This window comes from Chryseobacterium sp. YIM B08800 (genome assembly GCF_026163565.1).
Classification (GTDB): Bacteria; Bacteroidota; Bacteroidia; order Flavobacteriales; family Weeksellaceae; genus Chryseobacterium.
Genome location: NZ_JAPDKN010000030.1, coordinates 38,572 through 63,275, shown reverse-complemented (window position 1 = coordinate 63,275; position 24,704 = coordinate 38,572). Strand labels below are relative to the sequence as shown.

At 34.2% G+C, this 24,704-nt stretch carries 25 protein-coding genes; 1 reads left to right on the top strand and 24 read right to left on the bottom strand.

The window, feature by feature from the left end; genetic code table 11:
• Nucleotides 1-61: 61 nt before the first annotated feature.
• The 22 genes from OEW74_RS12715 to OEW74_RS12610 form a co-directional block, all read right to left on the bottom strand.
• Entirely contained in the window at nucleotides 62-826 is a 765-nt protein-coding gene (locus tag OEW74_RS12715) for a methyltransferase domain-containing protein (protein ID WP_265428827.1), read from the bottom strand.
• Between the two features lie 108 nt (nucleotides 827-934).
• A complete protein-coding gene (gene tnpA, locus OEW74_RS12710) occupies nucleotides 935-1,399 on the bottom strand; it encodes an IS200/IS605 family transposase (RefSeq protein ID WP_265428826.1) in 465 nt (154 codons plus the stop codon).
• 159 nt (nucleotides 1,400-1,558) lie between these two features.
• A complete protein-coding gene (locus OEW74_RS12705) occupies nucleotides 1,559-2,248 on the bottom strand; it encodes an SMUG2 DNA glycosylase family protein (RefSeq protein ID WP_265428825.1) in 690 nt (229 codons plus the stop codon).
• Nucleotides 2,248-3,012: a DUF4241 domain-containing protein gene (locus OEW74_RS12700; protein WP_265428824.1), complete on the bottom strand. Its 765-nt coding sequence runs from the start codon at nucleotides 3,010-3,012 to the stop codon at nucleotides 2,248-2,250. The genes OEW74_RS12705 and OEW74_RS12700 overlap by 1 nt, the downstream gene beginning before the upstream one ends.
• A gap of 153 nt (nucleotides 3,013-3,165) precedes the next feature.
• A complete protein-coding gene (gene paaZ / locus OEW74_RS12695) occupies nucleotides 3,166-5,655 on the bottom strand; it encodes a phenylacetic acid degradation bifunctional protein PaaZ (RefSeq protein WP_265428823.1) in 2,490 nt (829 codons plus the stop codon).
• Nucleotides 5,656-5,776: 121 nt separating this feature from the next.
• On the bottom strand, nucleotides 5,777-6,604 hold the full coding sequence (locus OEW74_RS12690; RefSeq protein WP_265428822.1) for an alpha/beta hydrolase: 828 nt from the start codon (nucleotides 6,602-6,604) through the stop codon (nucleotides 5,777-5,779).
• A gap of 302 nt (nucleotides 6,605-6,906) precedes the next feature.
• Nucleotides 6,907-7,257 (bottom strand): transposase, encoded by a 351-nt coding sequence (locus OEW74_RS12685; protein ID WP_265428821.1) that lies wholly within the window; start codon nucleotides 7,255-7,257, stop codon nucleotides 6,907-6,909.
• A gap of 82 nt (nucleotides 7,258-7,339) precedes the next feature.
• The gene (locus OEW74_RS12680; RefSeq protein WP_074231966.1) at nucleotides 7,340-7,933 is read right to left on the bottom strand and encodes a transferase hexapeptide repeat family protein; all 594 of its coding nucleotides are present in this window, start codon (nucleotides 7,931-7,933) and stop codon (nucleotides 7,340-7,342) included.
• Nucleotides 7,934-8,163: 230 nt separating this feature from the next.
• On the bottom strand, nucleotides 8,164-9,372 hold the full coding sequence (pcaF, locus tag OEW74_RS12675) for a 3-oxoadipyl-CoA thiolase (RefSeq protein ID WP_265428820.1): 1,209 nt from the start codon (nucleotides 9,370-9,372) through the stop codon (nucleotides 8,164-8,166).
• A gap of 97 nt (nucleotides 9,373-9,469) precedes the next feature.
• A complete protein-coding gene (paaI, locus tag OEW74_RS12670) occupies nucleotides 9,470-9,883 on the bottom strand; it encodes a hydroxyphenylacetyl-CoA thioesterase PaaI (RefSeq protein ID WP_265428819.1) in 414 nt (137 codons plus the stop codon).
• A gap of 2 nt (nucleotides 9,884-9,885) precedes the next feature.
• The gene (locus tag OEW74_RS12665) at nucleotides 9,886-10,200 is read right to left on the bottom strand and encodes a hypothetical protein (RefSeq protein WP_265428818.1); all 315 of its coding nucleotides are present in this window, start codon (nucleotides 10,198-10,200) and stop codon (nucleotides 9,886-9,888) included.
• An 89-nt stretch (nucleotides 10,201-10,289) separates the two neighbouring features.
• A complete protein-coding gene (locus OEW74_RS12660; protein WP_265428817.1) occupies nucleotides 10,290-11,423 on the bottom strand; it encodes a 3-hydroxyacyl-CoA dehydrogenase NAD-binding domain-containing protein in 1,134 nt (377 codons plus the stop codon).
• 40 nt (nucleotides 11,424-11,463) lie between these two features.
• Complete coding sequence (locus OEW74_RS12655) at nucleotides 11,464-11,817, bottom strand: four helix bundle protein (RefSeq protein ID WP_265428816.1); 354 nt, start codon at nucleotides 11,815-11,817, stop codon at nucleotides 11,464-11,466.
• 35 nt (nucleotides 11,818-11,852) lie between these two features.
• Nucleotides 11,853-12,653 (bottom strand): enoyl-CoA hydratase/isomerase family protein, encoded by an 801-nt coding sequence (locus OEW74_RS12650; RefSeq protein WP_265428815.1) that lies wholly within the window; start codon nucleotides 12,651-12,653, stop codon nucleotides 11,853-11,855.
• A 101-nt stretch (nucleotides 12,654-12,754) separates the two neighbouring features.
• Nucleotides 12,755-13,219 (bottom strand): 1,2-phenylacetyl-CoA epoxidase subunit PaaD, encoded by a 465-nt coding sequence (paaD, locus tag OEW74_RS12645; RefSeq protein ID WP_265428814.1) that lies wholly within the window; start codon nucleotides 13,217-13,219, stop codon nucleotides 12,755-12,757.
• Nucleotides 13,220-13,315: 96 nt separating this feature from the next.
• Entirely contained in the window at nucleotides 13,316-14,065 is a 750-nt protein-coding gene (gene paaC / locus OEW74_RS12640; RefSeq protein WP_265428813.1) for a 1,2-phenylacetyl-CoA epoxidase subunit PaaC, read from the bottom strand.
• 97 nt (nucleotides 14,066-14,162) lie between these two features.
• Nucleotides 14,163-14,444 (bottom strand): 1,2-phenylacetyl-CoA epoxidase subunit PaaB, encoded by a 282-nt coding sequence (paaB, locus tag OEW74_RS12635; protein ID WP_039364405.1) that lies wholly within the window; start codon nucleotides 14,442-14,444, stop codon nucleotides 14,163-14,165.
• A 112-nt stretch (nucleotides 14,445-14,556) separates the two neighbouring features.
• Nucleotides 14,557-15,495, bottom strand: coding sequence for a 1,2-phenylacetyl-CoA epoxidase subunit PaaA (paaA, locus tag OEW74_RS12630; protein ID WP_225686880.1), 939 nt, complete (start codon nucleotides 15,493-15,495; stop codon nucleotides 14,557-14,559).
• A gap of 113 nt (nucleotides 15,496-15,608) precedes the next feature.
• The gene (locus OEW74_RS12625) at nucleotides 15,609-16,694 is read right to left on the bottom strand and encodes a 2Fe-2S iron-sulfur cluster-binding protein (RefSeq protein WP_265428812.1); all 1,086 of its coding nucleotides are present in this window, start codon (nucleotides 16,692-16,694) and stop codon (nucleotides 15,609-15,611) included.
• Nucleotides 16,691-18,010 (bottom strand): phenylacetate--CoA ligase family protein, encoded by a 1,320-nt coding sequence (locus tag OEW74_RS12620; RefSeq protein ID WP_265428857.1) that lies wholly within the window; start codon nucleotides 18,008-18,010, stop codon nucleotides 16,691-16,693. Before OEW74_RS12620 ends, OEW74_RS12625 begins: the two co-directional genes overlap by 4 nt.
• A 426-nt stretch (nucleotides 18,011-18,436) precedes the next feature.
• Nucleotides 18,437-19,771 (bottom strand): carboxylesterase family protein, encoded by a 1,335-nt coding sequence (locus OEW74_RS12615; protein ID WP_265428811.1) that lies wholly within the window; start codon nucleotides 19,769-19,771, stop codon nucleotides 18,437-18,439.
• 412 nt (nucleotides 19,772-20,183) lie between these two features.
• On the bottom strand, nucleotides 20,184-21,086 hold the full coding sequence (locus OEW74_RS12610) for a helix-turn-helix domain-containing protein (RefSeq protein ID WP_265428810.1): 903 nt from the start codon (nucleotides 21,084-21,086) through the stop codon (nucleotides 20,184-20,186).
• A 255-nt stretch (nucleotides 21,087-21,341) separates the two neighbouring features.
• Here OEW74_RS12610 and OEW74_RS12605 point away from each other — a divergent pair, with 255 nt between their 5' ends.
• On the top strand, nucleotides 21,342-22,397 hold the full coding sequence (locus OEW74_RS12605; RefSeq protein ID WP_265428809.1) for an NAD(P)-dependent alcohol dehydrogenase: 1,056 nt from the start codon (nucleotides 21,342-21,344) through the stop codon (nucleotides 22,395-22,397).
• A gap of 129 nt (nucleotides 22,398-22,526) precedes the next feature.
• Here the strand turns inward: OEW74_RS12605 and OEW74_RS12600 are convergent, their stop codons facing one another.
• Together OEW74_RS12600 and OEW74_RS12595 are read right to left on the bottom strand one after the other, a co-directional pair.
• A complete protein-coding gene (locus OEW74_RS12600) occupies nucleotides 22,527-23,804 on the bottom strand; it encodes an ectonucleotide pyrophosphatase/phosphodiesterase (RefSeq protein ID WP_265428808.1) in 1,278 nt (425 codons plus the stop codon).
• A gap of 125 nt (nucleotides 23,805-23,929) precedes the next feature.
• Nucleotides 23,930-24,703, bottom strand: a complete 774-nt coding sequence (locus OEW74_RS12595; RefSeq protein ID WP_265428807.1) for a T9SS type A sorting domain-containing protein — start codon at nucleotides 24,701-24,703, stop codon at nucleotides 23,930-23,932.
• Nucleotide 24,704: the final 1 nt, after the last annotated feature.

Sequence of the window (24,704 nt, the reverse complement as noted above, 5' to 3'; positions counted from 1 at the left end):
CTAGGCATAAATGAAATTCCCCGTTATTCGGGGAATTAATTTTTATAAGAAAATACTTCATCTATTTTTTTCCGTAAAGCAGCATTCTTTTAAATGCATAAATCGCAGGAAATGTTTCAAATTTTTCAGCAATACGCTTTTTATACTCAATGATGAATTTTTCTTTATTTTCCTCATCCAATCTTTCCACATACGGAATCAATGCCGAACCCGAAATAAACTGAAATAGTTGTTCTGCATCATCAGCAATAATCGGATAGACTTTTATAGAGATATTTAAATCTTTCAACCCGGCATCAAACATCATTTTAGCATATTCATCCAAACTTAAAACCGGGGAAACCCTATTCCAATTTTGAAGTTGCGTATTGTAAGGTTCTTCCGAAGCAAGCTGAAACAAAATTTGATTGAGTATATTTTCTGATTGAATCGGCATTTGAACAGCAAACTGTCCGTTCTCACTTAATAAAGAAAGCAGTTTGGTAAATAATTTCTTATGATCATCCGACCATTGTAAAGCTGCATTGCTAAAAATCAAATCCCATCTTTCTTCTGAATCATATAATTCCTCAACCCTTTTTTGCTTAAAACTTAAATTTTTATTTTTAAATTCTAAAGATTTCTGAAGCATTTCCGCAGAAGAATCGATTCCTAAAAATTCTGCATTTTCAAATTTTTCTGAAAGTATATGAGTCTGTTCGCCCGTTCCGCAACCAATGTCGATTGCTTTTTTGAGATTATCAGACGAAATTAAATTCATCAAATCGAAAAAAGGCTGATAGCGGATATTTTTAAATTGATTGTAAACTTCAGGGTTCCAAGGCATATTTTTTATTTTTATTTGGTTGTAAGGGCGGATTCCGTAGGAATCCTATCTGTGTAGAAATGGATGGTGTGATGATGGCGCGTTCCGTAGGAACGCTATTTCTAATTTCTAATCGTAAAATTCAAACAAATACTGTTCCTGAAATTCAATTTCAAAAGCATTTAAAAATTCTATATATTCTTCTTTAAAAGTTTTATTTTTAAGATGTAATTCTTGGTTTAAAATATAATTTACAACTTGTTCTTTCTGACTTTTTGCGTAAGAAAATGCACCATAGCCTTGTTGCCAAGCAAAATGATTTAAACATAACTTTTTTTCATTGATAAAATTTGTCGATTCAGTTTTGACAGTTTTCACCAAATCTGAAATGGTAATTTGTAAATTTTTATAACTAAAAAAGATGTGAACATGATCCGGATTCGCATAAATAGCCAAAACTTTTTGCCCTTTATTATTGAAAATACCACAAATATATTTTTCAATTTCATCACGAACAGAATTTATAATTTTATTGTCTCTACCTTTTGTGGCAAAGACAAGTTGAATATAAATTTGTGTGTATGTGTTTGGCATTTTTCACTTTTTTAGATAGCGTTCCTACGGAACACCGAATTGCTAACCACTTTGTTTTCTACACAGATTGCATTCCTACGGAATGCGGCATTCTGCGATAAATATTCTAAAGAACAGAGTTCACTGCATAAAAAAATTCAGAATTTTTAAACCAATGCTTTACTTGTTTTTTAAAGCTAAAATATACTTATCAATATACAAATCTTTTTCTTTGGATTTGTACTGCTGAATATATCTCGGATGTTCCAAAACGGTCATTTTTTCAAACAAATGAGCTTCTTGATTTAGTTTTGAAATAAAATCGGCATTCTTTTTTCCTAAAATAAAGACTTCCGAAATATCAAGATTTAAACTGATGTGTTTTCTCAAAGAATCAATCATAAAATCTTTTACATCGTTAAAAAGTTCTTTATCGTCGTAATAATTTGCGTTGATCCAGTTTCCTTTTGATTTCCTTACAATCGCCAACGGAAACGGAGAGTTGATATAAATACCTCTGTAAAATTCATCCGTTCCTCCATAAGCTGCAATCATATCATAAATAAAAACCGAAGAAATTTCATGCGTATAAGCAGATTCCATTTTAATTCCGCAGACACTTTCCAAGCGTTTTGTATCAGTGAACGGAACTCCGGTAACTCCTGCTCCATGACGACTCGGATTAATTCCAATCAAAAATTTTCTTTGGTTTGAATCATTATAATATTTATGATAAAACTTTTCCATGACAACCATTGTTTCAGAATTATCTAAATACGGATTCAGAACATGAAAATCTTTCGGTAACTTTCCAGAATACTGTAAATTACGGTTAAATTCTATGATTTTATCAGCAAAAGTTGCATTCATTAGTTCAGAAAAACAAAATTTTGTGGCTGATCATCTTCGCCTTCCTCGTCGTCATCATCACTTAAAGCCAATTCAATATCAATAAACTGAATGTACAAGCCACAAATCTCTCCATTTGCATCGTAAGCAAAATACACAGGATAAGATCCGTCACCAAAACCACTTGCAAACATGGGAATTTGAAATGCCGTATTTGGAATTGTCCAGTTAATCCAATCTCCTACATCTCTTTGGTTGTTTGGGTTTTCTTTATAGCTCTGAGCAAACAATTCTGCAAAATAATCGTCATAAATATTATCTACGTTCAAATCAGCAATAAATTTATCAAACTCAGGAAGCGCTTCTGCATCTGCAATGCAACCTAATCCGGCATCAACATGAAAACCGAAAAAATCATCTTCTTTTACTCCATCCAAATTTTCATTTCCAATTAAAGCTTCCTGATAAAGGATTGGTTTTTCATTAGTAAATTTCACCTTTACTGCAGCGTATCTATCACCCCAATCTTCAGATTTTACAACAGCAATCGTTACCGGAAAATTTCCTTTTGGAGTTTCAATAAAATACGGTTTTTGTTTTGAATTCAGAAAAACCAAAGGATCTCTCACTACAACTTTTCCTGAAGGCAAAGAAACATCTCCGATTTCCATAACTTCCATTTTTTCGCCTGCAATTTCTTCTGAATTGAAGTAAGATTCTAAATCTGTAGGGCAAGTAAGAATATGTTTTACTTCTGCATATTTCTGCATCCAGTTGTCTTTCATGATAAATATTTTTTTGAATTGATTTTAAGTTTGAAAATAATGAATAAAAATTAAGGCATGAAATCTGGAATGTGTTTTAACAAAAGATTATAAAAAAACAGTGTGACAAAAATTGCTACACTGTTAAATTGTTTTATTGTTAAATTTAAAATATTAAATCAATCCAAACTGTTCAAAATGATGGGTAAAATGCTTCTTATGCATCAATTCCCACATTTCTTTGTTTAATTTTCCAAACACAAAATTCATATGCTCTGCTTGTGGATTTTCTTTGTAGTAAATAGAGAATCTCTTTAAATTATCTAAGAAAGACTGTTTTGCAGCATCCAAATTTTTATGTTTTAATTCTAATAAAGTTCCATCTTCAGCCAAGAAAGGTGCAGGGAAATCTTTTGGCATTTTTCTGTGATTATACAGAGAATCTTGCCATTTTTCCAATTGTTCTTCAGGAGTGAAACATTTGTCCGCTTCCGGTTCACCTAAACTTACCAAAACACCATGTTCCAAATGCTCGATCATTTGCTGAGGAGACATTTTCCCCCAAGCTGGTTGAGTATTTTCAGATAATCCGTTTACAATTTTCTGAACATTTTTAAGGTTGATAAAAGGAGAATGTTTAGCCACCAAAGTTAAAATTGTTGCTACGCAAACTACCTCTTCTCTTTGGTTCACCACTTCCACCAACCATTTTACAACACCTGAAGGAATGTTTCTTCCCTTTACTCCACGATTGATTTTTTCTTTCGCTGTCAAATAAACCGTAATGGTATCTCCAGCATAAACAGGTTTGAAGAACGAACAGTTTTCCAATCCGTAATTCGCGATAACCGGTCCTTTTTTCCCTGAAACAAATAATCCAGCCGCCGCAGAAAGAATGAAGTATCCGTGAGCAACGGTTTTATCAAAAATAGTTCCCGATAAACTTGTAGCATCGGTGTGTGCGTAGAAATGATCCCAAGAAACATTAGAGAAATTAACAATATCTGCATCAGTAACTGTTCTTCCTGCGGTTTCTAGAGAATCTCCAACCTCAACTTCTTCAAAATATTTCTGGAAAGGATGTTTGTCTGAATATTTTTTCTCAGCGCCTTGCTGATAAACCTTTGTGATTGCAGTCAAAATATCGGGAGAACCTTGAATGGCTGTTTTTTGAAGGAAGAAATGAAGACCGTTTAGTCCACCCATTTCTTCACCACCACCTGCTCTTCCAGGACCTCCATGCATTAAAGTAGGAAGCGGAGAACCGTGACCTGTACTTTCTTTCGCATTGTCTCTGTTTAAAACAAAAATTCTTCCGTGCTGAGAAGCCATTTTCCACGAAGTTTCAGCCACAAATTTTTCATCATGAGAAATGATAGAACCTACCAAACTTCCTTTTCCTCTTTTTGCCAGCGCAGCAGCTTCTTCCGCATCTTTGTAAGGCATCAACGTAGAAACCGGACCGAAAGCTTCAACATCGTGAGAGATATTTTTCGTGAAAGGAGAATCATTTAAGAACAATTTCGGGCTCATAAATGCACCATTTTCGTAGTTTGCATCTACTAATTCGTGTTTTCCGTCATAGACAAGTTCGTTTTCCGTTTTTAGAATATCAACTTTTCTTAAAACCTCATCATACTGCTGTTTTCCAACTAAAGAACCCATTCTTGTTTCTCTGCTTAATGGATTTCCGATTTTTGTCTGGTCTAAAGCTTTAGATAAAGCATTTTGGACGTCACCAATTAAGTTTTCAGGAACGATAATTCTTCTGATCGCTGTACATTTTTGTCCAGCTTTCGTGGTCATTTCTGTACGAACTTCTTTGATGAACAAATCAAATTCAGGAGTTCCCGGTTTTGCATCTAATCCAAGAATTGAGCAGTTCAAAGAATCAGCCTCCATATTGAAACGAACTGCATTTCCAGCTACAGAAGGTAAAGATCTTAATTTTCTACCTGTATTCGCAGAACCTGTAAATAATACAGAATCTCCATCCTGAACATAGTCTAAAATATTTCCCGGTTCACCACAAACCAATTGAAGTGCCCCTTCAGGAAGAACGCCACTTTCGATCATATCCTGAAAAACCGCATTCGTCAAATAAGAACCAAACGGCGAAGGCTTCACAATTGACGGAACACCCGCCAATAAAGATGTGGATAACTTTTCTAACATTCCCCAAACCGGAAAGTTATAAGCATTAATTTGTACAGAAACCCCTTCACTCGGCGTTAAAATGTGAGTTCCCAGGAAAGTTCCATTTGCCGAAATTTTCTGAGTTTCCCCATCTACCCAAAACGGAGTGTTCGGAAGCATTCTCTTTGCCAACCCTGAGTACGTGAAGAAAGTACCAAAACCTCCTTCAATATCTACCCAAGAATCTGCGTGTGTTGCACCTGTTTTATATGATAATTCGTAATATTTTTTCTTTCTTTCTAAAAGGTAAAGTGCCACTTTTTTCAACATTTCTCCACGATCGTAGAACGTCATAGATGAAAGATTTTTGTAACCTACTGTTCTTCCGTAGTCTAAAGCCTGTTCAAAATTCAGACCTTCAGTATCCGAGACAGCAACCTGCTCACCTGTCACAGCGTTGTACAAAGGAATTCCGTTTCCATTTCCTTCGACCCATTCGCCGTAGATATAGTTTTTTAACTTTTCCATAAAATATTTTATATTTTAATTTAACGATGTATCAATCTAGCAGTTTACCAATCAGATGATTCGAAAATCTCAGTATGACATTATGTAATTGTTAGATTTTTACATTGGTATATTGTTACATTTATTTTGGTTCTTGATACGGAAACAATTTCACCAAACCTTCATACAAACTTCTGTGAAGAATAGTTGCGTGATTATCTGTTTCCATCATTTTATATTCTATTGTCCAGTTTTTCTTGTTTGATTTTTTCAGAACATCGTAGAAAGTTTCAGCATCTTTTATCATTACAGGATGTTCTCCTTTTCCGACAGAAACATAAATGAATTTCTTTGTGTCTGGAATTTTATCTAATAATTGAGGAGCCTGTTTTAAAAGACTTTGGTCATCCCACCACAAACTTGGGCTGATGATAAAATAATTATTGAACATTTCTGGCTTTTTCAATAAAATTTCTGTTGCTAAAAGTCCGCCCAGCGATTGTCCGAATAAATATTTATCAGTGGTTTTAAACTGACTTTCGATATAAGGTTTTAATTCTTTTTCAAGAAAACTAATGAATTTATCGGAATGTCCTGTTGTAGGATAATCTTTCTGTAAATCTTTTAAATCGGTGTGAAAAGTAAAATCTTTCTTTCGGTCAATATTCGCAATTCCCACCACGATAGTTTCCGGCATTGAATACATTTGATTAAAGAATTGAATCAATCCTGTAACGTGGATAAAATCTTCGTTCATACTTCCATCCAACAAATAAATGATCGGATAAGGTTTTGTTTTGTCAAATTTTTGAGGAAGATAGATGTTTAAGGTTCTGTCTTCATTTAAAATTTTAGACTTTATGGTTCTAATTTCTCCAATAGTCAATGGTTTTACATTTTTAGTCTGAGCGAAGGTCAGAGATTGAAATGCAAGTAGAATACTGCAGAAAATGAGAAGTTTTTTGGTCATTTTTTATTTTAATTATTTCTTATTGAAACCTAACGGGTTTTAAAAACCCGTTAGGTTTGATTTAATTTACTAACAATTATTCAAAATCTAAGAAATCATATTCAATATTGGATTGATGAAAATTTCTAAATATCTCTAATGAATCAAAATATTGCATAATCTCTGTTCTATTCAATTTACTATCTTTTTCAAGATTCAGATATGAATTATATGAAGAATGCTTCCATTGATCAATTTCATTTACAAATCCATGATTGACAGGATTATTATGGATATAATGCAAAACTTTCAGTAAATATTTCTCATCTATTATTCTTTCGTTTTACCGCATTAAGGAAAAGTGCGCCTTTGCGGCTATACTTTTTATTAAATGCTTTAGCATATGAATTAAGAAAATTACCAAAGTTTTTCATTAAAGACCGATGCTCGTCTTCAACATTTATATCCTCAATATTTTTAAATCTTAATAACAAATGAAAATGATTCGGTAGCAAATAATAGGCATAAATATCTGCAATTGGAATAATATATTTATCTAACTGCTTTAGAAAAAATTGATAGTTTGTTTCTTCACGGAAAATTAATTCTTTCCCATTTACATGAGAAAAAATGTGATAAACAGAATCAAATTCAAAATTTTCTGTGTTAATCATTTTATGTTATATATCTTAAAACTAGACTTTTTTTAAAACCTAACGGGTTTTAGAAACCCGTTAGGTTTGGATATATTTTAAACTATTTCACATCATCCCAAATGCTGTAATCAACAACTTTTGTAGGAATCTGCTGAACATATTCTGTAAACGGTTCACAAGGAAGAATAGCGTCTTTTCCTTCTCTTGCCAATTCCTGATACAATTTTGTTCCTTCCGTTTTCCATTTAATCATTTCATCAGAAACATCACGGATAATTTTCGCAGGACTTCCAACGATTAATTTTCGTGCATCACATTTGAAATTCGCAGGAACAAAAGCCAATGCTCCGATAATACATTCATCACCGATAACTGCTTTATCCATTACAACAGCATTCATTCCAACCAAACAGTTTCTTCCGATATGTCCGGAATGAATAATCGCACCGTGACCGATGTGTGCAGATTCTTCCAAAATCGTTTCAATACCCGGAAAAACATGAAGCGTACAGTTTTCCTGAACATTTGCACCGTCTTTAATGATAATTTTACCCCAATCGCCACGAATTACCGCATTGGGACCGATATAAACTTCTTCACCAATCTCTACATTTCCAATAATTACCGCTTGTGGATGAATATAAGCAGAAGGTTTGATGATGGGGCGAATGCCGTGATATGAGTAAATATTCATAATTTTAATTTGAGAATTTGAGAATGAGTTAATTTAAAAATTATTTTTAACGCAAAGTCTGCAAAGCTTTTTTGAAAATTTTCATGCATATTTTTCGTTCGCAAAGGCGTTTGACTTCGTCGAATCTTCGATTTCACTCAGCCAAGGCTAAACGTTAATTTAATGAACTAATTTGAAAATTGATGACATCCTTAAACATTTTCAAATTCTCAAATTAACTCATTTTCAAATTAAACTCTTTCTATTACCATTGCATAACCTTGTCCGACACCAATACAAAGCGTACATAATGCATATTTTTTATTTTGTTTTTGAAGTTCAATTGCTGCAGAACCGACGATTCTTGCTCCAGAAACTCCAAGTGGATGACCGATTGCAATCGCTCCTCCATTCGGATTGATTCTTGAATCGTCATCTTGCAAGCCTAAAGTTCTCGTTACCGCTAAAGCCTGAGCTGCAAACGCTTCGTTCAACTCAATGATATCCATATCGTCTAATGAAAGATTCAGTCTTTTTAATAATTTCTGAGTCGCTTCAACAGGACCGATTCCCATGATTCTTGGTTCAACACCGGCAACAGCAGAGCCTAATATTTTAGCTTTTGGTTTTAAACCATATTTTTTTACCGCTTCTTCACTTGCGAGAATTAAAGCTGCAGCTCCGTCGTTCATCCCTGAAGCGTTTCCTGCTGTTACAGTTCCGCCTTCTTTTCTGAAAGCTGGACGAAGTTTTCCTAATCCTTCCATTGAAGAAGTTGGCTTGATGAATTCGTCTTTATCAAAAATTTTCGTTTCGCCTTTTTTTTGTAGAATTTCAACTTTCACAATTTCTTCCGCCAATCTTCCGCTTTCCTGAGCTTTAGTCGCTTTTTGTTGAGACCAAAGGGCAAATTTGTCCTGGTCTTCACGGCTGATGTTGTGCATTTCTGCTAAATTTTCAGCAGTGTTGCCCATTGCATCAACACCATACATTTCTTTCATTTTCGGGTTGACAAATCTCCATCCGAAAGTAGTATCAAACATCTGACTATCTCTACCAAAAGCAGTACTAGGTTTTGACATCACATAAGGAGAACGGGTCATATGCTCAACTCCACCTGCGATGTAAATTTCACCTTCTCCTGCAGCAATCGAACGGAAAGCATTTGCCACTGCAGACATTCCTGAAGCGCACAATCTGTTTACCGTTTCACCTCCGATCTTATAAGGAAGACCAGCCAATAAAAGTCCCATTCTTGCTACATTTCTGTTATCTTCACCGGCTTGGTTTGCACACCCGAAAATAACGTCCTCAATTTCCTCAACAGGAACTTCAGGATTTCTTGCAACAATTTCTTTTAAAACAATTGCTGCCAAATCATCTGCTCTAACTTCTGAAAGACCTCCGCTTAATTTTGAAACAGGAGTTCTGATGTAATCTATGATGTATACGTTGTTCATTTTATTTAATTTGAAAATGTGTTAATTTGAGAATTTGAAAATGAAATAAAGCATTAAAAAATAATTTTCAAATTGCCTCATTTCCAAATTTTCAAATTTATAATTCTGTTACTTTTTTTCCGATTTTATAGACTGTCCCCACAAATTTCGCAACCAATTCTTTGTTCTGATTGGTGATGTTAATATCGTAGATTGCCGTTTTTCTGGTGTTATTTACCAAAACACTTTCGGCTCTGAATAGATCACCTTCTCTTCCCGCTTTGGTAAAATTGATGGTTACACTTAAAGCCACTGCTGCATTTCCGTCATTATTTGAGGAAAAAGCAAATGCTGAATCTGCAAAAGCAAAGGTTACTCCACCATGAACAGTACCTAATCCATTAAGCATTTGTTTTGTAATTTGCATTTCAATCAAAGAATAATTTTCTTTAATATCAATGATTTTAATTCCTAAAAATTGGGAGAAATAATCCTTCTCCATCATATAATCTACAACCTGTCTTGGATTCATTTTTAATTTTTACTTGTTAATTTTTCATATAATTCATCAGCCAATTTGTCGTAAACACTCATAGTTTTGCCAAGAATGATCTGTCCATATGAAAGATTTTCTGAATTTGATGGATCTTCAGCTGGATAAGGAGCACTTAAATCTATACCGTCTTCATTGGCAATTCTTTTAATCAGCTCTTTATATTTTTCATTAAATCTTCCTAACAAATCAAGTTTTTCTTTTTCATCATCTATTGAAGAAAGTTCCTGAATTAAATATTCTTTTTCAATGAGAAGCCTTGTTTCTAACTCGGCGCGAAATCCATCTATATCCATAATATTAATTTGAAAATGAAATAAATTTGAGAATTTGAAAATGGAAACCTGTGTTAATCAATTTTCAAATTAGCACATTTTCAAATTGTCTAATTCAATTTGCGTAGTAACGGGCTTTGTCTGTATCTTTCTTCCTGATATTCTTCGTAAAGACTTTGCAGGGTTTCGGAAATCTTTGCATATCCGATCTCTTTTCCCCAAGCTAATAATCCTTTTGGATAATTAACTCCTTTTTGCATTGCCAATTCTAGATCTTCATCATTTGCAACACCTAATCTTTTTGCTTCAACCGCTTCATTAATCAGCATTGAAATAATTCTTAAAAATATTTGTTGATAAAGAGCTTCATCTTTTTGAGCAACAGGTTTTACAGCATCTTCACTATAATCATAGAAGCCTTTTCCTGTTTTCCTGCCGTGAAGTTTTGCTTCAGACATTCTTTGCTGAAGAAGTGACGGTTTGTATTTTGGGTCGTAGAAATATTCGTTGTAAACCGTTTTTGTTACCGAGAAATTCACATCAACTCCAATTAAATCCATTAACTCAAAGGGACCCATTTTGAAGTTTCCGATTGTTTTCATGGCATCATCAACTTGTTCTATCGTTGCGATATTTTCTTCAACAATCCTCAAACCTTCCCCATAGTAAGGACGAGCAATTCTGTTAACAATAAATCCTGGAATATCTTTAGCAATAACCGGAGTTTTACCCCAATCTTTCATGAGATTGTAGATTTTTTCCGCCAAAGATTTTTCTGTTAATAAAGATGGAATAACCTCAACTAAAGGCATCAAAGGAGCTGGATTGAAAAAGTGAATCCCGATGAAACGCTCCGGTTTTTGTAATTCCGCACCCAAAGAGGTGATAGAAATAGATGATGTGTTTGAACCAATTACACAGCTTTCTGAAACGTGTTTCTCTAATTCTGTGAAAACTTTGGTTTTAATTTCTTTGTTTTCGATGATGGCTTCAATTACCAATTCGCAATCTTTGAAGTCCTTCAGTTCTGTAGCAATGGAAATGTTAGATAAAATTTCAGTCATTTTTTCTGCTGAAATTTTTTGTTTATCAACCAATTTGGTCAATGTTTTTTCCAAACCTACGGTTGCCGTTTCTACTTGTTTTGCGTTGGCGTCGTAGACCCAAACTTTGCATCCGTTCGTCGCGGCTACTTGTGCAATGCCGATTCCCATTGTTCCGGCACCGATAATTCCTACGTTCATATATTAAATTTGAAAATTTGAAAATGAGCTAATTTGAAAATTATTTAAACTTGGAACTTGAAATAATTTTAGACAGAATTAATAATATCTCTTTTAAATCGGAAATTAATTTTTCGTTTGGAGATTTGAGATGTGGAGATTTTAAACACAGTAAAAGCCAATATTCCGTTTCATCAGCTTCTTTCGCAGCGATTTTTAATTTATGAATAAAATCTGCCTTACTTTCTGCATTTTGAGCTTCTCTTACATTTGCCCCAATCGAAGTTCCTGATTTAAAAATCTGATTTGCTAAAGGAAATCTTTTAGCCTCATATAAATCTTCCGAAAATTCAATAATGTTCAATGCAAAGTCGAAAGTCTTATTTACAATAATATTTTCTTTGTCATTTCTCATTTTCAAATTCTCAAATTAATTCATTTTCAAATTGATTATCTTCCTTTATAATTAGGTTTTCTTTTTTCTAAAAATGCTTGTACTCCTTCTTTGAAGTCTTCTGTTTCTGCTGCTTCCTGTTGTAGATCGCCTTCCAGTTCCAATTGTTCTTTTAATGTATTATCGTACGAGTTGGCAAATGCTTTTTTTGTTAATTTTAAACCAACAGTCGGCATATTGGATACTTTTTCTAAAATTTCCATTGATTTTGAATTGAATTCTTCTTCAGTGAAAACCTCAGCTACCAAACCATAAGCTTTTGATTCTTCAGCAGATAATTTTTTTCCTGTAAATGCTAAATAATTGGCCAATTGTCTTCCCAGTAATTTAGGTAAGAAATAAGTTCCACCCGTATCAGGAATTAATCCAATATTTGAAAATGCCTGAGAGAAATACGCTTTATTACTCGCTAAAACGAAGTCACAAATTAAGGCTAACATTGCTCCTGCTCCTACAGCCGGACCATTTACTAATGCAACTACAGGTTTTTTACAACGTGTAATCTCAAGCACCAAAGGATTATAATAATCTGTTACAATTCTTCTGATGATGTCGTTATCATGATGCTCGCTCCCCTGAACAAATGCATCATCTAAGTTCTGACCAGAACAAAAGGCTCTTCCTCGTCCTGAAATCGCCACACATCTTACCGTAGGATCATCGCTACATTCTTTAATAAAATCTTTTAAATCTCCCAAAGATGGCTTTGTAAGCGCATTCATAGTTTCAGGCTGATTGAGGTAAGCAATTTTAAGCTTTCCGTCAAAATGCGATTCAATATCAAGTTGTGTGTACATAGGTTATAATTTTTTAATTTGAAAATTAGAGAATTTGAAAATGTTTTTAAAGTAATTATTATTAATTAGCTCATTCTCAAATTTACACATTTTCAAATTATTTAATGACATTTAAAATAGTCAAATGGCTCTAAACAGTCTAAACATTGATACGAAGCCTTACATAAAGTAGACCCGAATCTGCTGATCTGTTTTGAATTCATAGAACCACAACGTGGACATTTTTTCGGTTTCCCGATATGATGTTCGTCGGCTCCTTTTTCCGGCGGTGTAATTCCGTACACACGGAGTTTTTCTCTCGCTTCATCCGTCAACCAATCTGTTGTCCAAATCGGAAACATTTTGGTCACTACTTTCGCTTCCCAACCGTTTTCTTTCATGATTTTCATGATGTCTTCCTCAATGGTAAACATAGCGGGACAGGCAGAATAAGTCGGCGTAATGGTTACTTCACAAGAATTCTCGCTCGTAATTTTCGCTTCTCTTACAATGCCCAACTCCACGATATTGATTACCGGAATTTCAGGATCGGGAATGAGTTCTAATATTTCTAAAGGATTTTTCATTTATTAATTTGAAAATTTGAAAATTTGGGTAATTTGAAAATTTAGAACAGTCCGAAATTTTCAAATTAGCACATTTTCAAATTAACTCATTGATTTTTACCACGTACAACCCGGATATGCTCTCTGCATATACTGCAATTCACAAAGCATAAATCCGAAATATTCGGTGTGATAACCTGTTCTTGATTTTGGCTGCATGAAAGGATTTGTAGGATATTCTAATTGAAAACCTTCAAAATCTTTCTTTGTAATGGCAACAAATTCTTCGTAAAGAGCGTCTGAATTCGGAGCAATATTTAGAGCTACTAAATCATCTTCTCCTTCTGTTTTTGCGAATAAACCTTTCGTATATTCCCAAATATTTTCGATCGCTTTTTCTAAACGAGACTTACTTTCTTCAGTTCCCTGAGCGAAAATTTTCATCCAAGATGCAGCGTGAGTGTAATGATATCTTACTTCTTTCAAAGACTTCTGAGCAATGGCAGACAATTCTTCATTCGCAGAGTTTGATAACGCTTCGTACATCAATTTCTGATACACCGAAAAAACATAAACTTTTAAAATCGTCTGAGCATAATCTTCGTTGGGAAGTTCTGTCCAGTGCGCGTTTACATATTCGTGTTCGTATCTTAAAAAAGCCAAATCATCTTCACTTTTTCCGTTATCGATCAATCTTGAAGCGTAAACGTAAAAGTTATTCGCTTGCCCAAGTTCATCCAATGCGATGTTCGTTAATGCAATATCTTCCTCTAAATAAGGACCTTCACCGCACCACGCAGACAAACGCTGTCCCATAATGAAACTGTCGTCTGCTAGTTTTAATAAATAATTATATAATGGGTTCATTTGTTGTAATTTGAAAATTTGAAAATTAGGCAATTTGAAAATTAATACACAGTCATGGCATTTTCAAATTAGCACATTTTCAAATTTATTAATTAGTTTACATATTTTTTACATCGTTTGGAATATCGTAGAACGTCGGATGACGGTACAATTTGTCATCAGCGGGATCGAAGAAAGCTTCTTTATCTACCCCTTCCGAAGTCACAATATATTTACTTGGAACTACCCAAACAGAGGTTCCCTCTTTTCTTCTTGTATAAACGTCTCTTGCGTTTTGCAAAGCCATTTCTGCTGTTGGCGCCTGTACAATTCCAACGTGTTTGTGAGATAATCCCGGTTTAGTCTGAATAAACACTTCCCACATATCTAAATTTGCCATAATTAATTTGAAAATTAGGTAATTTGAAAATTTGAGAATTAAGTAACTTGAAAATTAAAACATACAGTGATGGCATTTTCAAATTAGCACATTTTCAAATTAACTCATTATTTTATATAACTTCTTTTTGTTGTTTTTCTGCGAAAGCAACAGCCGCTTCTTTTACCCAAGAATTCTCTCTTTGCGCTTTTCTCTTGGTTTCGATACGCTTTTTATTAGCAGGCCCGTTTCCCTTTAAGATTTCCATGAATTCATCCCAAGGAAGTTCTCCGAAATCGTAATGCTGTCTTTCCTCATTCCATTTCAAATCTTTATCTGGGACAGTTAATCCTAAGAATTCAGCCTGAGAAACCGTAACATCAATAAATCTCTGACGAAGACTGTCGTTACTTTCTCTTTTCACTCTGTAATTCATAGAGATTTTAGAGTTTGGTGAACTGTCGTCATTTGGACCAAACATCATCAAAGCCGGCCACCAGAAACGGTTTAACGAAGCTTGAGCCATTTCTTTCTGCTGTTTTGTACCTCTACAAAGCGCCATTAAAATCTCGTAGCCCTGTCTTTGGTGGAAAGATTCTTCTTTACAGATTTTCACCATCGCTCTTGAATAAGGACCATAAGAATTTCCCATCAACATTACCTGATTCATAATTGCAGCACCATCAACCAACCAACCGATTGCACCGATATCTGCCCAACTTAGAGTCGGATAGTTGAAAATACTTGAATATTTTGCTTTCCCTTCCAACATATCGTCGTAAGTAGCATCTCTGTCTGCTCTGATTGTTCCGTTTCCTAACGTTTCAGTTGCAGAATACAAGTATAAACCATGACCTGCCTCATCCTGAACTTTAGCCAAAAGAGCCATTTTTCTTCTTAATGAAGGTGCTCTGGAAATCCAGTTGGCTTCAGGCAACATTCCCACAATCTCAGAATGTGCGTGTTGTGAAATCTGACGAACCAATAATTTTCTGTAATCATCGGGCATTACATCTTTTGGTTCTACTTTATTTTCGTCGTGTACGTATTGTACAAATTTTTCTAAATCCATTTCTTTTAATTTGAAAATTAATTAATTTGAAAATTTGAGAATTAGGCAATTTGAAAATTAAAACACAATCATGGCATTTTCAAATTAGCACATTGACTCATTTTCAAATTGATTTAAACATCATAATTAAGCATCACCACATTCGTTGTTGGGTGACATTGACAGGTAAGAACGAAGCCTCTGGCTACTTCTTCTTCGGTAAGCGCGTAGTTTTTTTCCATGAAGACTTCACCTTCCAAAACCTCGGCTTTACACGTACAACAAACTCCTCCTTTGCAAGCAAAAGGTACAGGAAGATTGTCTTTCAATGCTTTATCTAAGATACTCTCTTTTTTAGAATTAAGGTGGAACGAATATTCATCATCATCGATGATCACCGTTACCATACTTTCGATGTTGGCAATCGCTTTGAATTCATCGCTCATTTCCTCTGTATTCTCTTCGTCAGGAGCGGTGAAATATTCAAATAAAACCTGAATTGCCGGTACTTTTTTATCTTTCTTTAAATAATCTGCAATCCCTTTAATCATCTCTGAAGGTCCGCAAATAAAGAAAGTCGATTCTTTTACGTCAATGTCGGCATATCTTTCAAACAAATGATCTAATTTTTCAGGAGAAATTCTTCCTTCAAAAATAGGATCTTCATGTTTTTCACGGCTTACTAAATAAACAACCTTCAATCTTCCGTTAAAAGTTTCGACCAATTTATCAATCTCAGCCTTTTTCATCACATGATTCATGCTTCTGTTGCTATAGAACAGATAAGCATTTGAATTAGGCTCCTGATAAAGACTTTCTTTAATATTTGATAAGACTGGAGAAATTCCGCTTCCTGCAGCCAAACCAACGTAAGTTTTCACGTTTGTCGGATGATAAGATGTATTGAAACCGCCCATTGGAGGCATCACTTCAAGGATTTCATCCATGTGAAGATGTTCGTTGAAATAACCGGAAACTTTTCCGTTTTCCAATAATTTCACCAATACTTCCAGCGTGTTGCTTTTTTCACTTGGAGCATTGCAGATAGAATAAGAACGTCTCTCTTCGTTTCCGTCGATCATCATTCGGAAGTTAAGATACTGCCCCTGCTTGAATCTGAATTTATCTTTCAGTTCTTCAGGAATTTCAACGGCTACATTCACTGCATCGTTGGTATCTTTCTGAACTCTTACAGTTTTTAATTTATAAAATGAATTCATTTTGTTTTAAGTATTCTATTAATTTTTCCACCTTCACACTTAGGCAAACTGTCCTGAGCATGAATTTTCACTTTTGTGGTAATTCCTACTCGTTTTTTTATTTCGTTTTCTATACTTTTTCCAAAGTTTCCGACAAAAATAGCATAATCATCGGTATTTTGATTCAAATTTTTCGAAGCTATTAATTCATCATCAATTTCAACATCAATATCTAATGCCACACACATTTGTTCTTTCTCAATCGGTGTTAAATAATAATTCGGAACCACTCCTTCCACATGAGAAAACACTTCTTCAATCTGACTTGGATATACATTGACACCTCTTACAATCAGCATATCATCGGCTCTTCCAAGAATAGGTCTCATTTTCACCATTGTCCTTTTTGAGTTTTCTTCATAATAAAGACTTGTAATATCATTCGTCCAATAACGTAAAAGCGGCATTGCTTTTTTAGTTAAAGTTGTGACTACCAAAACACCTTCTTCACCAAACGGAACAGGTTCTTTTGTAATCGGATCTAAAATTTCAGGATAAAAATGATCTTCCCAAATGTAAGAGCCTCCTTTTTCCTCAAAGTCTTCCATCGAAACTCCAGGACCGATAATTTCACTTAACCCATAAATATTGGTTGCATGAACGCCTAATCTTTCTTCAATGTGATGTCTTATCAATTCCGTCCATGGCTCTGAACCTAAAACGGCATATTTTAAACTGATTTCATTTGCCGAGATTCCTCTTTTAGCAAATTCATCAGCGATTGTTAAAGCATAAGAAGGTGAACAACAGATTACTTCAGGCTTAAAATCCATAATTAAATCTACCTGTCTTGCTGTCATTCCTCCAGAAATTGGAAGAACACTCATTCCTAATTTTTCAGCTCCGTAATGTAACCCAAGTCCGCCAGTGAAAATTCCGTATCCATAAGCATTATGTAACTGCATTCCCGGTTTTGCTCCCGCTGCATTTAAAGATCTTGCCACAACTTCGCTGAATAAATCAACATCTTCTTTTGTATATCCTACAACCGTTGGTTTTCCTGTTGTTCCGCTTGAACAATGAATTCTTTGTAATTCCTCCTTTGGAACCGTAAATAATCCGAACGGATAATTGTCTCTTAAATCTTGTTTGTAAGTAATCGGTAGTTTTGAAATATCTTCAATTGTCCTTATTTCTTGCGGTGATATTCCTAATTCATCAAATTTTCCTTTATAAAAATCTGACTTCTCTACAAGATAACCCACCAAACTCGCCAACCTTTCCGATTGGAGCTGTCTTAGCTGGTCGAGTTTTAAGTACTCAACTGAAAAATCCACACTCATAACTAACTAACATTTGTTAGGTGTAAATTTAAAAAGAATTTAGAACGTGACAAAATTTTTATGACTTTTATCATATTTTGAATGATTCTAAATAGTTGAGGCTAAGATTGAGGTTGAGTTTAAGACTGATTCTATGCTGATTTTGCATTCTGAAAGCACAACGGATTGAAGAATCTCTAATGATAAAGTTGAGATTCTTCCTTCGTCAGAATGACAAAAATGCTATATAAAAATATCTACAAAGTTTGTCATTCAGAGCGTAACGAAGTGGAGCGTGGAATCTAAGCACATTTGTAAATTAGTGTAGAGATTACTGTGGAATGACAATATTTAGAAAAACTTCCGAAAAAAAATTTGAATAATTATTCTCTCGCAGATTTAGGAGATTGAACAGATTTCTTTTATTTGCTTCATAGAAAATTAGACTTTGGAAACTTCAAGAATTTCCGGTCTTTCTGAATCATCTGAAATTTTTCCGCTTTTGGCAAATTCAGTCCAGAGTTTTCTTAATTTTTTCCCGTTTTCATCCATGTATTTCCATGGAATATTTTTCAAAATGCCGGCATTTTTCCAGGCAGATTCGTTACCAAATATAAAAGGTAAATCAATTGCATGAGCTCCTAAGAAATGATTTGCGGTTTTCAAACGAGGATGAATTCTGAAGAGGTACACATTTCCTCCGGCTTCTGCATAATTTTCCGCAAAATCTGTTGCCGGTTTTCCATAAATAATTTCTGTCGTCGCTCGAATTGCTTTATTGATAATTTTTGCAGGAAAATATTTATTGATCGTATCGGAAGCTCTCAGATAGAAAGCTGTTTCTTCATCATTCAAACCAATTAAAACATCAATTTCTTTCGCTTTTTGTTTCCATTTTTTTTCGGCTTCCCATTCATTGCACAATGGCGGAAAACCATATTGAGTTCCGAAAGGCATTGCTGCTTTTAAACCATATTTTAAAAAAGAAGGAACGTGATTTTTATAGTTTTCAATAATTTCTAAAACATCCGATTTATCGTTAAACATTTGGGTATTTTCTAGAAATTCTGCTGACATTTTTTGTCGGTTTTTCCTTAAACCCAAAGGAGCGCTGTGAATAATTACTCTTTTAAACAAATTTTCAGTTCCTTCCGAAATCATTAAATGAGCAATTGCGTCTCCGCCTGAAGACTGCCCAAAAAGGGTAATATTTTCTGCATCTCCACCGAAAAAAGCAATATTATTTTTAATCCATTTTAAAGCTTCAATCAAATCAAACAGACCTAAATTGGCAGGTTTATCTTCGTTTCCGCCTAAAAAACCAAAAATTCCTAAACGGTAAGAGACTGTAACAATAATAATGTTTTGCTCTTTTACCCAATCTGTAGGATCTGCCGTAAGAATATCACCGCAACCAATCTCATACGAACCACCATGAATCCAAACAATAACAGAAAGTTTTTCGTTTTCCTTAAAATTTTCAGGTTTGAAAACTGAAATATATTGTGGAGATTCATCTACCTCAAAATCATCTAAATTGGTTTTGCCAATCATTTTTTCAAGAAGCGGGCTGATATTTTGCGGACAAACCGGAGTTTTTTCAGGAAAAATAATTTCTGAAACGGAAGGTTCAACAGCAATCGGTTTTTTGAACCTTTCAGAATAAGCATACCGAATGTTTTTAGCTTTTAAAATTCCGTTTTCTCTGAAAGCTAAAATTCTTCCGAAAGGCGTCTGAAAAGTATAAGTATTAGAATTATTTTGATTTGCGGTCATGGTTTCGCAATAGAATTTAAACTTATTTATAATTACAATTTACAAATTTTGTTTTAAAAAAATATGCATATCCGTTTTCCATCATGGTAAAAATTTTAACGCAATGAGCGCAAAGATTTCTTTAAACAATTCTCTGTTTTTAAGCTCTCAAAGGCGTTTCACTTAGATAAGCATACAAAGATTTTTTTAATAAGACAAAAAGCTGACAATCATAAAAAAATATTTTTATGTTTTTAGCAACAATTTTTTTTGACCGCTAAATGCGCAAAGATTTTTTTAAATGTTTGAAAATATTTTTCTTTCGCAAAGTCGTTTGACTTCGTCGAATCTTCGATTTCACTCAGCAAAAGTTTGTCGTAATTTTCAAACATTTACACAATACGGATACTGGATTAAAAAACTAGTCACAAATTTAATTCAGAGATTTAAATTCGCTTGGAGAAACGCCTACTTTACTTTTGAATAATCTTGTAAAATGCTGTGGATATTTAAATCCCAGATCGTAAGAAATCTGACTGATGGATTTTGACGCATCAAAAATCTGGTCTTTCGCCACATCGATCAGTTTATTATGAATAAATTCCTGTGCAGAAATCCCGAGTTCTTTTTTAATTAAATCGCCAAAATAGTTCGCTGAAAGATTAAGCTGTTCGGCAAAATAATTAACCATCGGAAAGCCCAGATTTTTAGGTTTATCAGATTTCAAATAATCATCCAAAGATTTTTCAAACTTTCCTATAAAATTTTGATTAACGTGATCTCGTGTGATAAACTGACGGTCGTAAAAACGCATGCAATAATTCAGAAATAATTCAATATTATTAACAATTAGTGATTTGCTATGTTTATCAATCGCCTGTTCGAGTTCTAATTTTATATTTTTAAAACATTCCAGAATAATTTCCCTTTCTTTTTCTGAAAGGTGCAACGCTTCATGAACATCGTAAGAAAAGAAATTGTAATCTCTGATATTTTTCCCCAAGTTGGTTCCTTTCAATAAATCGGGGTGAAAAATTAAGGCAAAACCTGCAGGCTGAATATAAGTTCCTGCATTATAAATTCCATAAGTCTGTCCCGGAGCGATGAAAACCAGAGTTCCTTCCTGATAATCATAGCTGTGTTTTCCGTACTGCATATCGCCACACATTACATCTTTGAGAAAAACAGTATAAAAACCAAAGGTTCTTTTAAACTGACAAATAGGATCAGATTTAGAAAAATCTACCACACTTACCAAAGGATGTAGCGTCTCGTGATTCACCATTTTATTGTATTCTGAAACACTGTTGTATATTTCAACTTCCTGATTTTCCATGAAGTAAATTTTTAATTTTAATTCAAAATTACCAATTTCCGACCTACTATTTTGGGTGTAAGTAAAATTGGTAAATGATTCTGTAATTTATATAAGTATTTTTACATTTAAAGTATCGACTTTTGTATCAGAAAATTGAAGATATGTTCTTTAAATTATAATATTTGATTTTAACGCAAAGAGCATGAACATTTCAAATTATGACTGATTGAAGAGAAAAAATAGAAATAGTATAATCAAACTAAATTAAAAAATATGGACACATTTACCGTAAAAGCTTTTGGAGCAGAATCTAAAACTGCTGATTTGGCAGAAATGAATATTGAGAGAAGAGAAGTAACCGCAAATGATATAGAAATTGAAATTCTGTATTGCGGAGTTTGCCACTCTGATCTTCATACCGCAAGAAACGATTGGGGAGGATCGAAATACCCTTCTGTTCCCGGACATGAAATTATCGGAAAAATTACAAAAGTAGGAAGCGAAGTTTCTAAATTCAAAGTTGGCGATCTTGCAGGAGTTGGCTGTATCGTAGATTCTTGCGGACATTGTAACAGCTGTAAACATGATTTAGAACAATATTGTGAAAACGGATTTACAGGAACTTACAATGGAAATGACAAACATTTGGGAGGTCATACTTTTGGAGGATATTCTCAGAAAGTAGTGGTAGATGCAGGCCATGTTTTAAAAATTCCGGCAAATCTAGATTTGGCTGCAGTTGCACCACTTCTTTGTGCAGGAATTACAACTTGGTCACCATTAAGACATTGGAATGTTGGCGCTGATTCTAAAGTTGCCGTTGTTGGTCTTGGCGGATTGGGACATATGGCCATTAAACTTGCAAAAGGTTTAGGAGCTGAAGTTACTTTATTCTCAAGAACTCCGGGAAAAACTGAAGATGCGAAAAAATTGGGTGCAGATCACGTTATTATTTCGACTGATGAAGAGCAAATGAATTCTGTAAAAGGAAAGTTTGATTTAATTATCGACACGGTTCCTTATGATCATGATGTAAATCCTTATATCACCACTTTAACGATTAACGGAACTCATGTTTTGGTAGGTTTTATCGGTAAAATGGAAGATTCTCTGTTTACTCCACCAATGATTATGGGAAGAAAATCGGTTGCCGGTTCTGTGATCGGAGGTATTGCCGAAACTCAGGAAATGCTTGATTTCTGTGGCGAACATAACATTGTTTCTGAAATTGAAATCATCAAAATGCAGGACATCAACGAAGCGTATGAAAGAATGCTGAAAAGCGATGTGAGATACCGTTTTGTGATTGATATGAAATCTTTGAGCTAAAATTATTGATTTTCATTCTTATAAAAATTTTCGGCGAGCCTTTGGCTCGCCGAAATTGTTTGTTGAATATATTTTATTGATAGGATTTTATCCTATCCTTTAGTAAATCGTCCCTTTGGGACTCTTGAATTATTTCTTTACTATTTCTTGTAGAACCTTCAATTTTCCATCGATAGGTTGGGTTATTTTTAAACCTAAAATTTCAGCGACTAAAGGATAAACATTTACATTTTCAAACTCATCGATTACCAAATTATTTTTAAAATCGGAACCCCAAGCAAAGAATGTAGCTTTCATTTCAGGGACAATTCTCGGATTGTAACCGTGTTTTCCTACAGAAGTTTTTTTATCTCTTTCTAAAAATATTTTTGGGGCTTTGGGGATTAATAAAATCTGTCCTATTCTATTGTATCGATCGTCTTTTGTAGCGAAGTGAAGATATTTTGGTAATTTTTTATCCAGATAAACTTCATAATCATCGGTTTTATTAGCCTTTAATTCTTTATAAACTTTCTTAACCTCATCAGGATTTTTCACATAAACCCTTAATAAAGTCTGAGAATTATAATAATCGAATCTGGTTTTATCAAAAAGCATTTGAGGAATTTCGAGAGGATTTCCACCATCAACTTTTATCATTCCGTGATCAGAAACAAAGATAAAATTTACATTTTTTAAACCTAATTGATTTACTTTCTGAACCAAATTTCCTATCGCGTCATCAATTAAATGCACTGCTGTTTCTGTTTCTTTAGCTTCAGGGCCAAAATGATGTCCGGCTCCGTCAACTTCAGGAAAGTATAATGAAATAAAGTGTGGTCTTTTGTCTTCAGGAAGCTTTAACCAATTGATTACTTTATCAACTTTTTCTGAAGGCGTAAATTTTTCATGATACGGATAATAATACGTTGGCCTCATTCCACCTGCATCACTTGCAGAACCTACCCATTGTAAAGAAGCACTGATCGTCCCTTGTTTTTCTGCCAAACTCCAAAGTGGAATTCCACCGTACCAACTTCCGTCTTCAGCATTTTGGCGGTTGCTCATTGCGTAAGCTTGCTTTCTTTTGTAATCGTAAAAATAATTATCAATAAGCCCATGATGAGAAGGATATAACCCCGTAATTAATGTCCAGTGATTCGGGAAAGTAATGCTTGGATAACTTGGAGTCATTGCTTTTGCCTGAATCCCTTCATTTGAATATTTTAAAAGATTTTGAGCATTGTATTTTTTAGCATAATCATACCTGAAACCATCTGTAGAAATCATAATAACGTAGGGCTTCTGCATAGCTTCCGCACTGTTAAAACGATTAGGAATCACAATTTGAGCAGTATCTACAGCTCCTGTCTGAGCAAATCCTGACAGTGATAAAGCAAGCATTAAAAATGCCAATACCTTCTTCATTCTATTATTTTTTTGCAAAGGTAACCTCAGTAGATTTCACAAAAAAGTTTCGGAAGTTAAAAAAATATTAAATGGATATTTTGGAACTTTTACAAATAACAAAGCCACCTTTCGGTGGCCTCAATTTATTCTTTAATTAGCTTTTGATAAGATATAGAACCATCTTTTAAACTTATTTCAAGATAATAATTACCCGATTTTAAATCAGAAATACTAATGTTTTCTCCATCTAATTTTACTGTTTTTACTTTTCTGCCAGTAGATTCATAGATATCAACCGATTGTATTTTATCAGCGTTTTTGAAAGATACAGTTTCATTCGCAGGATTAGGATAGAGACGAACTTTTTTATTTTCAGCCAAAGTATCGGTAACTCCTAAAGTTCCTGTTTTTGTTAATATTGCATAACCTCTGTTTGCCGTTCCTGAACCGTGATAAGCCAGAGTTGTAGAAGGACCTTTCGCAAAAAAGATATTCATATTTCCTGCAGCGTTGGTAAAGGCTGTATCTCCTGTTCCGCCGGAAAGAGAACGTGTTGCCACAATTGTTCTGGTTCCTGAAGCAACAGTATTGGAAGTTATTGCCCAATCTTGTACTGCATCCGGATTTGGTGTATTTCCTAATCCTGCAAAAGTATAATCTAAATTTGTATTTGTTGTTGAATCTACATTATAGATAAATCCGTCTACTCCATTTACCATTCCGCCACTTGTTCCGGTACCTCCAAATCCGATTCCCAGAAAAGAAGTATCGGGACCTGTAAGTGTTAAAGTTGCTAAAGTGGGAGATGTATCTAATTTTACAGTCATTCCTGTGGAAAGAGTAACCGTACCTGTCGTAAACTGTGCCCAAGCTAAATTGGCAAGCGCAATGCTAAATGTTAGTAAAATTTTTTTCATT

Excerpts from the sequence above, each read along its gene's own strand:
- OEW74_RS12715 (WP_265428827.1), bottom strand. The coding sequence starts at position 826 with ATGCCTTGGAACCCTGAAGTTTACAATCAATTTAAAAATATCCGCTAT.
- tnpA (WP_265428826.1), bottom strand. The coding sequence starts at position 1,399 with ATGCCAAACACATACACACAAATTTATATTCAACTTGTCTTTGCCACA.
- OEW74_RS12705 (WP_265428825.1), bottom strand. The coding sequence starts at position 2,248 with ATGAATGCAACTTTTGCTGATAAAATCATAGAATTTAACCGTAATTTA.
- OEW74_RS12700 (WP_265428824.1), bottom strand. The coding sequence starts at position 3,012 with ATGAAAGACAACTGGATGCAGAAATATGCAGAAGTAAAACATATTCTT.
- paaZ (WP_265428823.1), bottom strand. The coding sequence starts at position 5,655 with ATGGAAAAGTTAAAAAACTATATCTACGGCGAATGGGTCGAAGGAAAT.
- OEW74_RS12690 (WP_265428822.1), bottom strand. The coding sequence starts at position 6,604 with ATGACCAAAAAACTTCTCATTTTCTGCAGTATTCTACTTGCATTTCAA.
- OEW74_RS12685 (WP_265428821.1), bottom strand. The coding sequence starts at position 7,257 with ATGATTAACACAGAAAATTTTGAATTTGATTCTGTTTATCACATTTTT.
- OEW74_RS12680 (WP_074231966.1), bottom strand. The coding sequence starts at position 7,933 with ATGAATATTTACTCATATCACGGCATTCGCCCCATCATCAAACCTTCT.
- pcaF (WP_265428820.1), bottom strand. The coding sequence starts at position 9,372 with ATGAACAACGTATACATCATAGATTACATCAGAACTCCTGTTTCAAAA.
- paaI (WP_265428819.1), bottom strand. The coding sequence starts at position 9,883 with ATGAATCCAAGACAGGTTGTAGATTATATGATGGAGAAGGATTATTTC.
- OEW74_RS12665 (WP_265428818.1), bottom strand. The coding sequence starts at position 10,200 with ATGGATATAGATGGATTTCGCGCCGAGTTAGAAACAAGGCTTCTCATT.
- OEW74_RS12660 (WP_265428817.1), bottom strand. The coding sequence starts at position 11,423 with ATGAACGTAGGAATTATCGGTGCCGGAACAATGGGAATCGGCATTGCA.
- OEW74_RS12655 (WP_265428816.1), bottom strand. The coding sequence starts at position 11,817 with ATGAGAAATGACAAAGAAAATATTATTGTAAATAAGACTTTCGACTTT.
- OEW74_RS12650 (WP_265428815.1), bottom strand. The coding sequence starts at position 12,653 with ATGTACACACAACTTGATATTGAATCGCATTTTGACGGAAAGCTTAAA.
- paaD (WP_265428814.1), bottom strand. The coding sequence starts at position 13,219 with ATGAAAAATCCTTTAGAAATATTAGAACTCATTCCCGATCCTGAAATT.
- paaC (WP_265428813.1), bottom strand. The coding sequence starts at position 14,065 with ATGAACCCATTATATAATTATTTATTAAAACTAGCAGACGACAGTTTC.
- paaB (WP_039364405.1), bottom strand. The coding sequence starts at position 14,444 with ATGGCAAATTTAGATATGTGGGAAGTGTTTATTCAGACTAAACCGGGA.
- paaA (WP_225686880.1), bottom strand. The coding sequence starts at position 15,495 with ATGGATTTAGAAAAATTTGTACAATACGTACACGACGAAAATAAAGTA.
- OEW74_RS12625 (WP_265428812.1), bottom strand. The coding sequence starts at position 16,694 with ATGAATTCATTTTATAAATTAAAAACTGTAAGAGTTCAGAAAGATACC.
- OEW74_RS12615 (WP_265428811.1), bottom strand. The coding sequence starts at position 19,771 with ATGACCGCAAATCAAAATAATTCTAATACTTATACTTTTCAGACGCCT.
- OEW74_RS12610 (WP_265428810.1), bottom strand. The coding sequence starts at position 21,086 with ATGGAAAATCAGGAAGTTGAAATATACAACAGTGTTTCAGAATACAAT.
- OEW74_RS12605 (WP_265428809.1), top strand. The coding sequence starts at position 21,342 with ATGGACACATTTACCGTAAAAGCTTTTGGAGCAGAATCTAAAACTGCT.
- OEW74_RS12600 (WP_265428808.1), bottom strand. The coding sequence starts at position 23,804 with ATGAAGAAGGTATTGGCATTTTTAATGCTTGCTTTATCACTGTCAGGA.
- OEW74_RS12595 (WP_265428807.1), bottom strand. The coding sequence starts at position 24,703 with ATGAAAAAAATTTTACTAACATTTAGCATTGCGCTTGCCAATTTAGCT.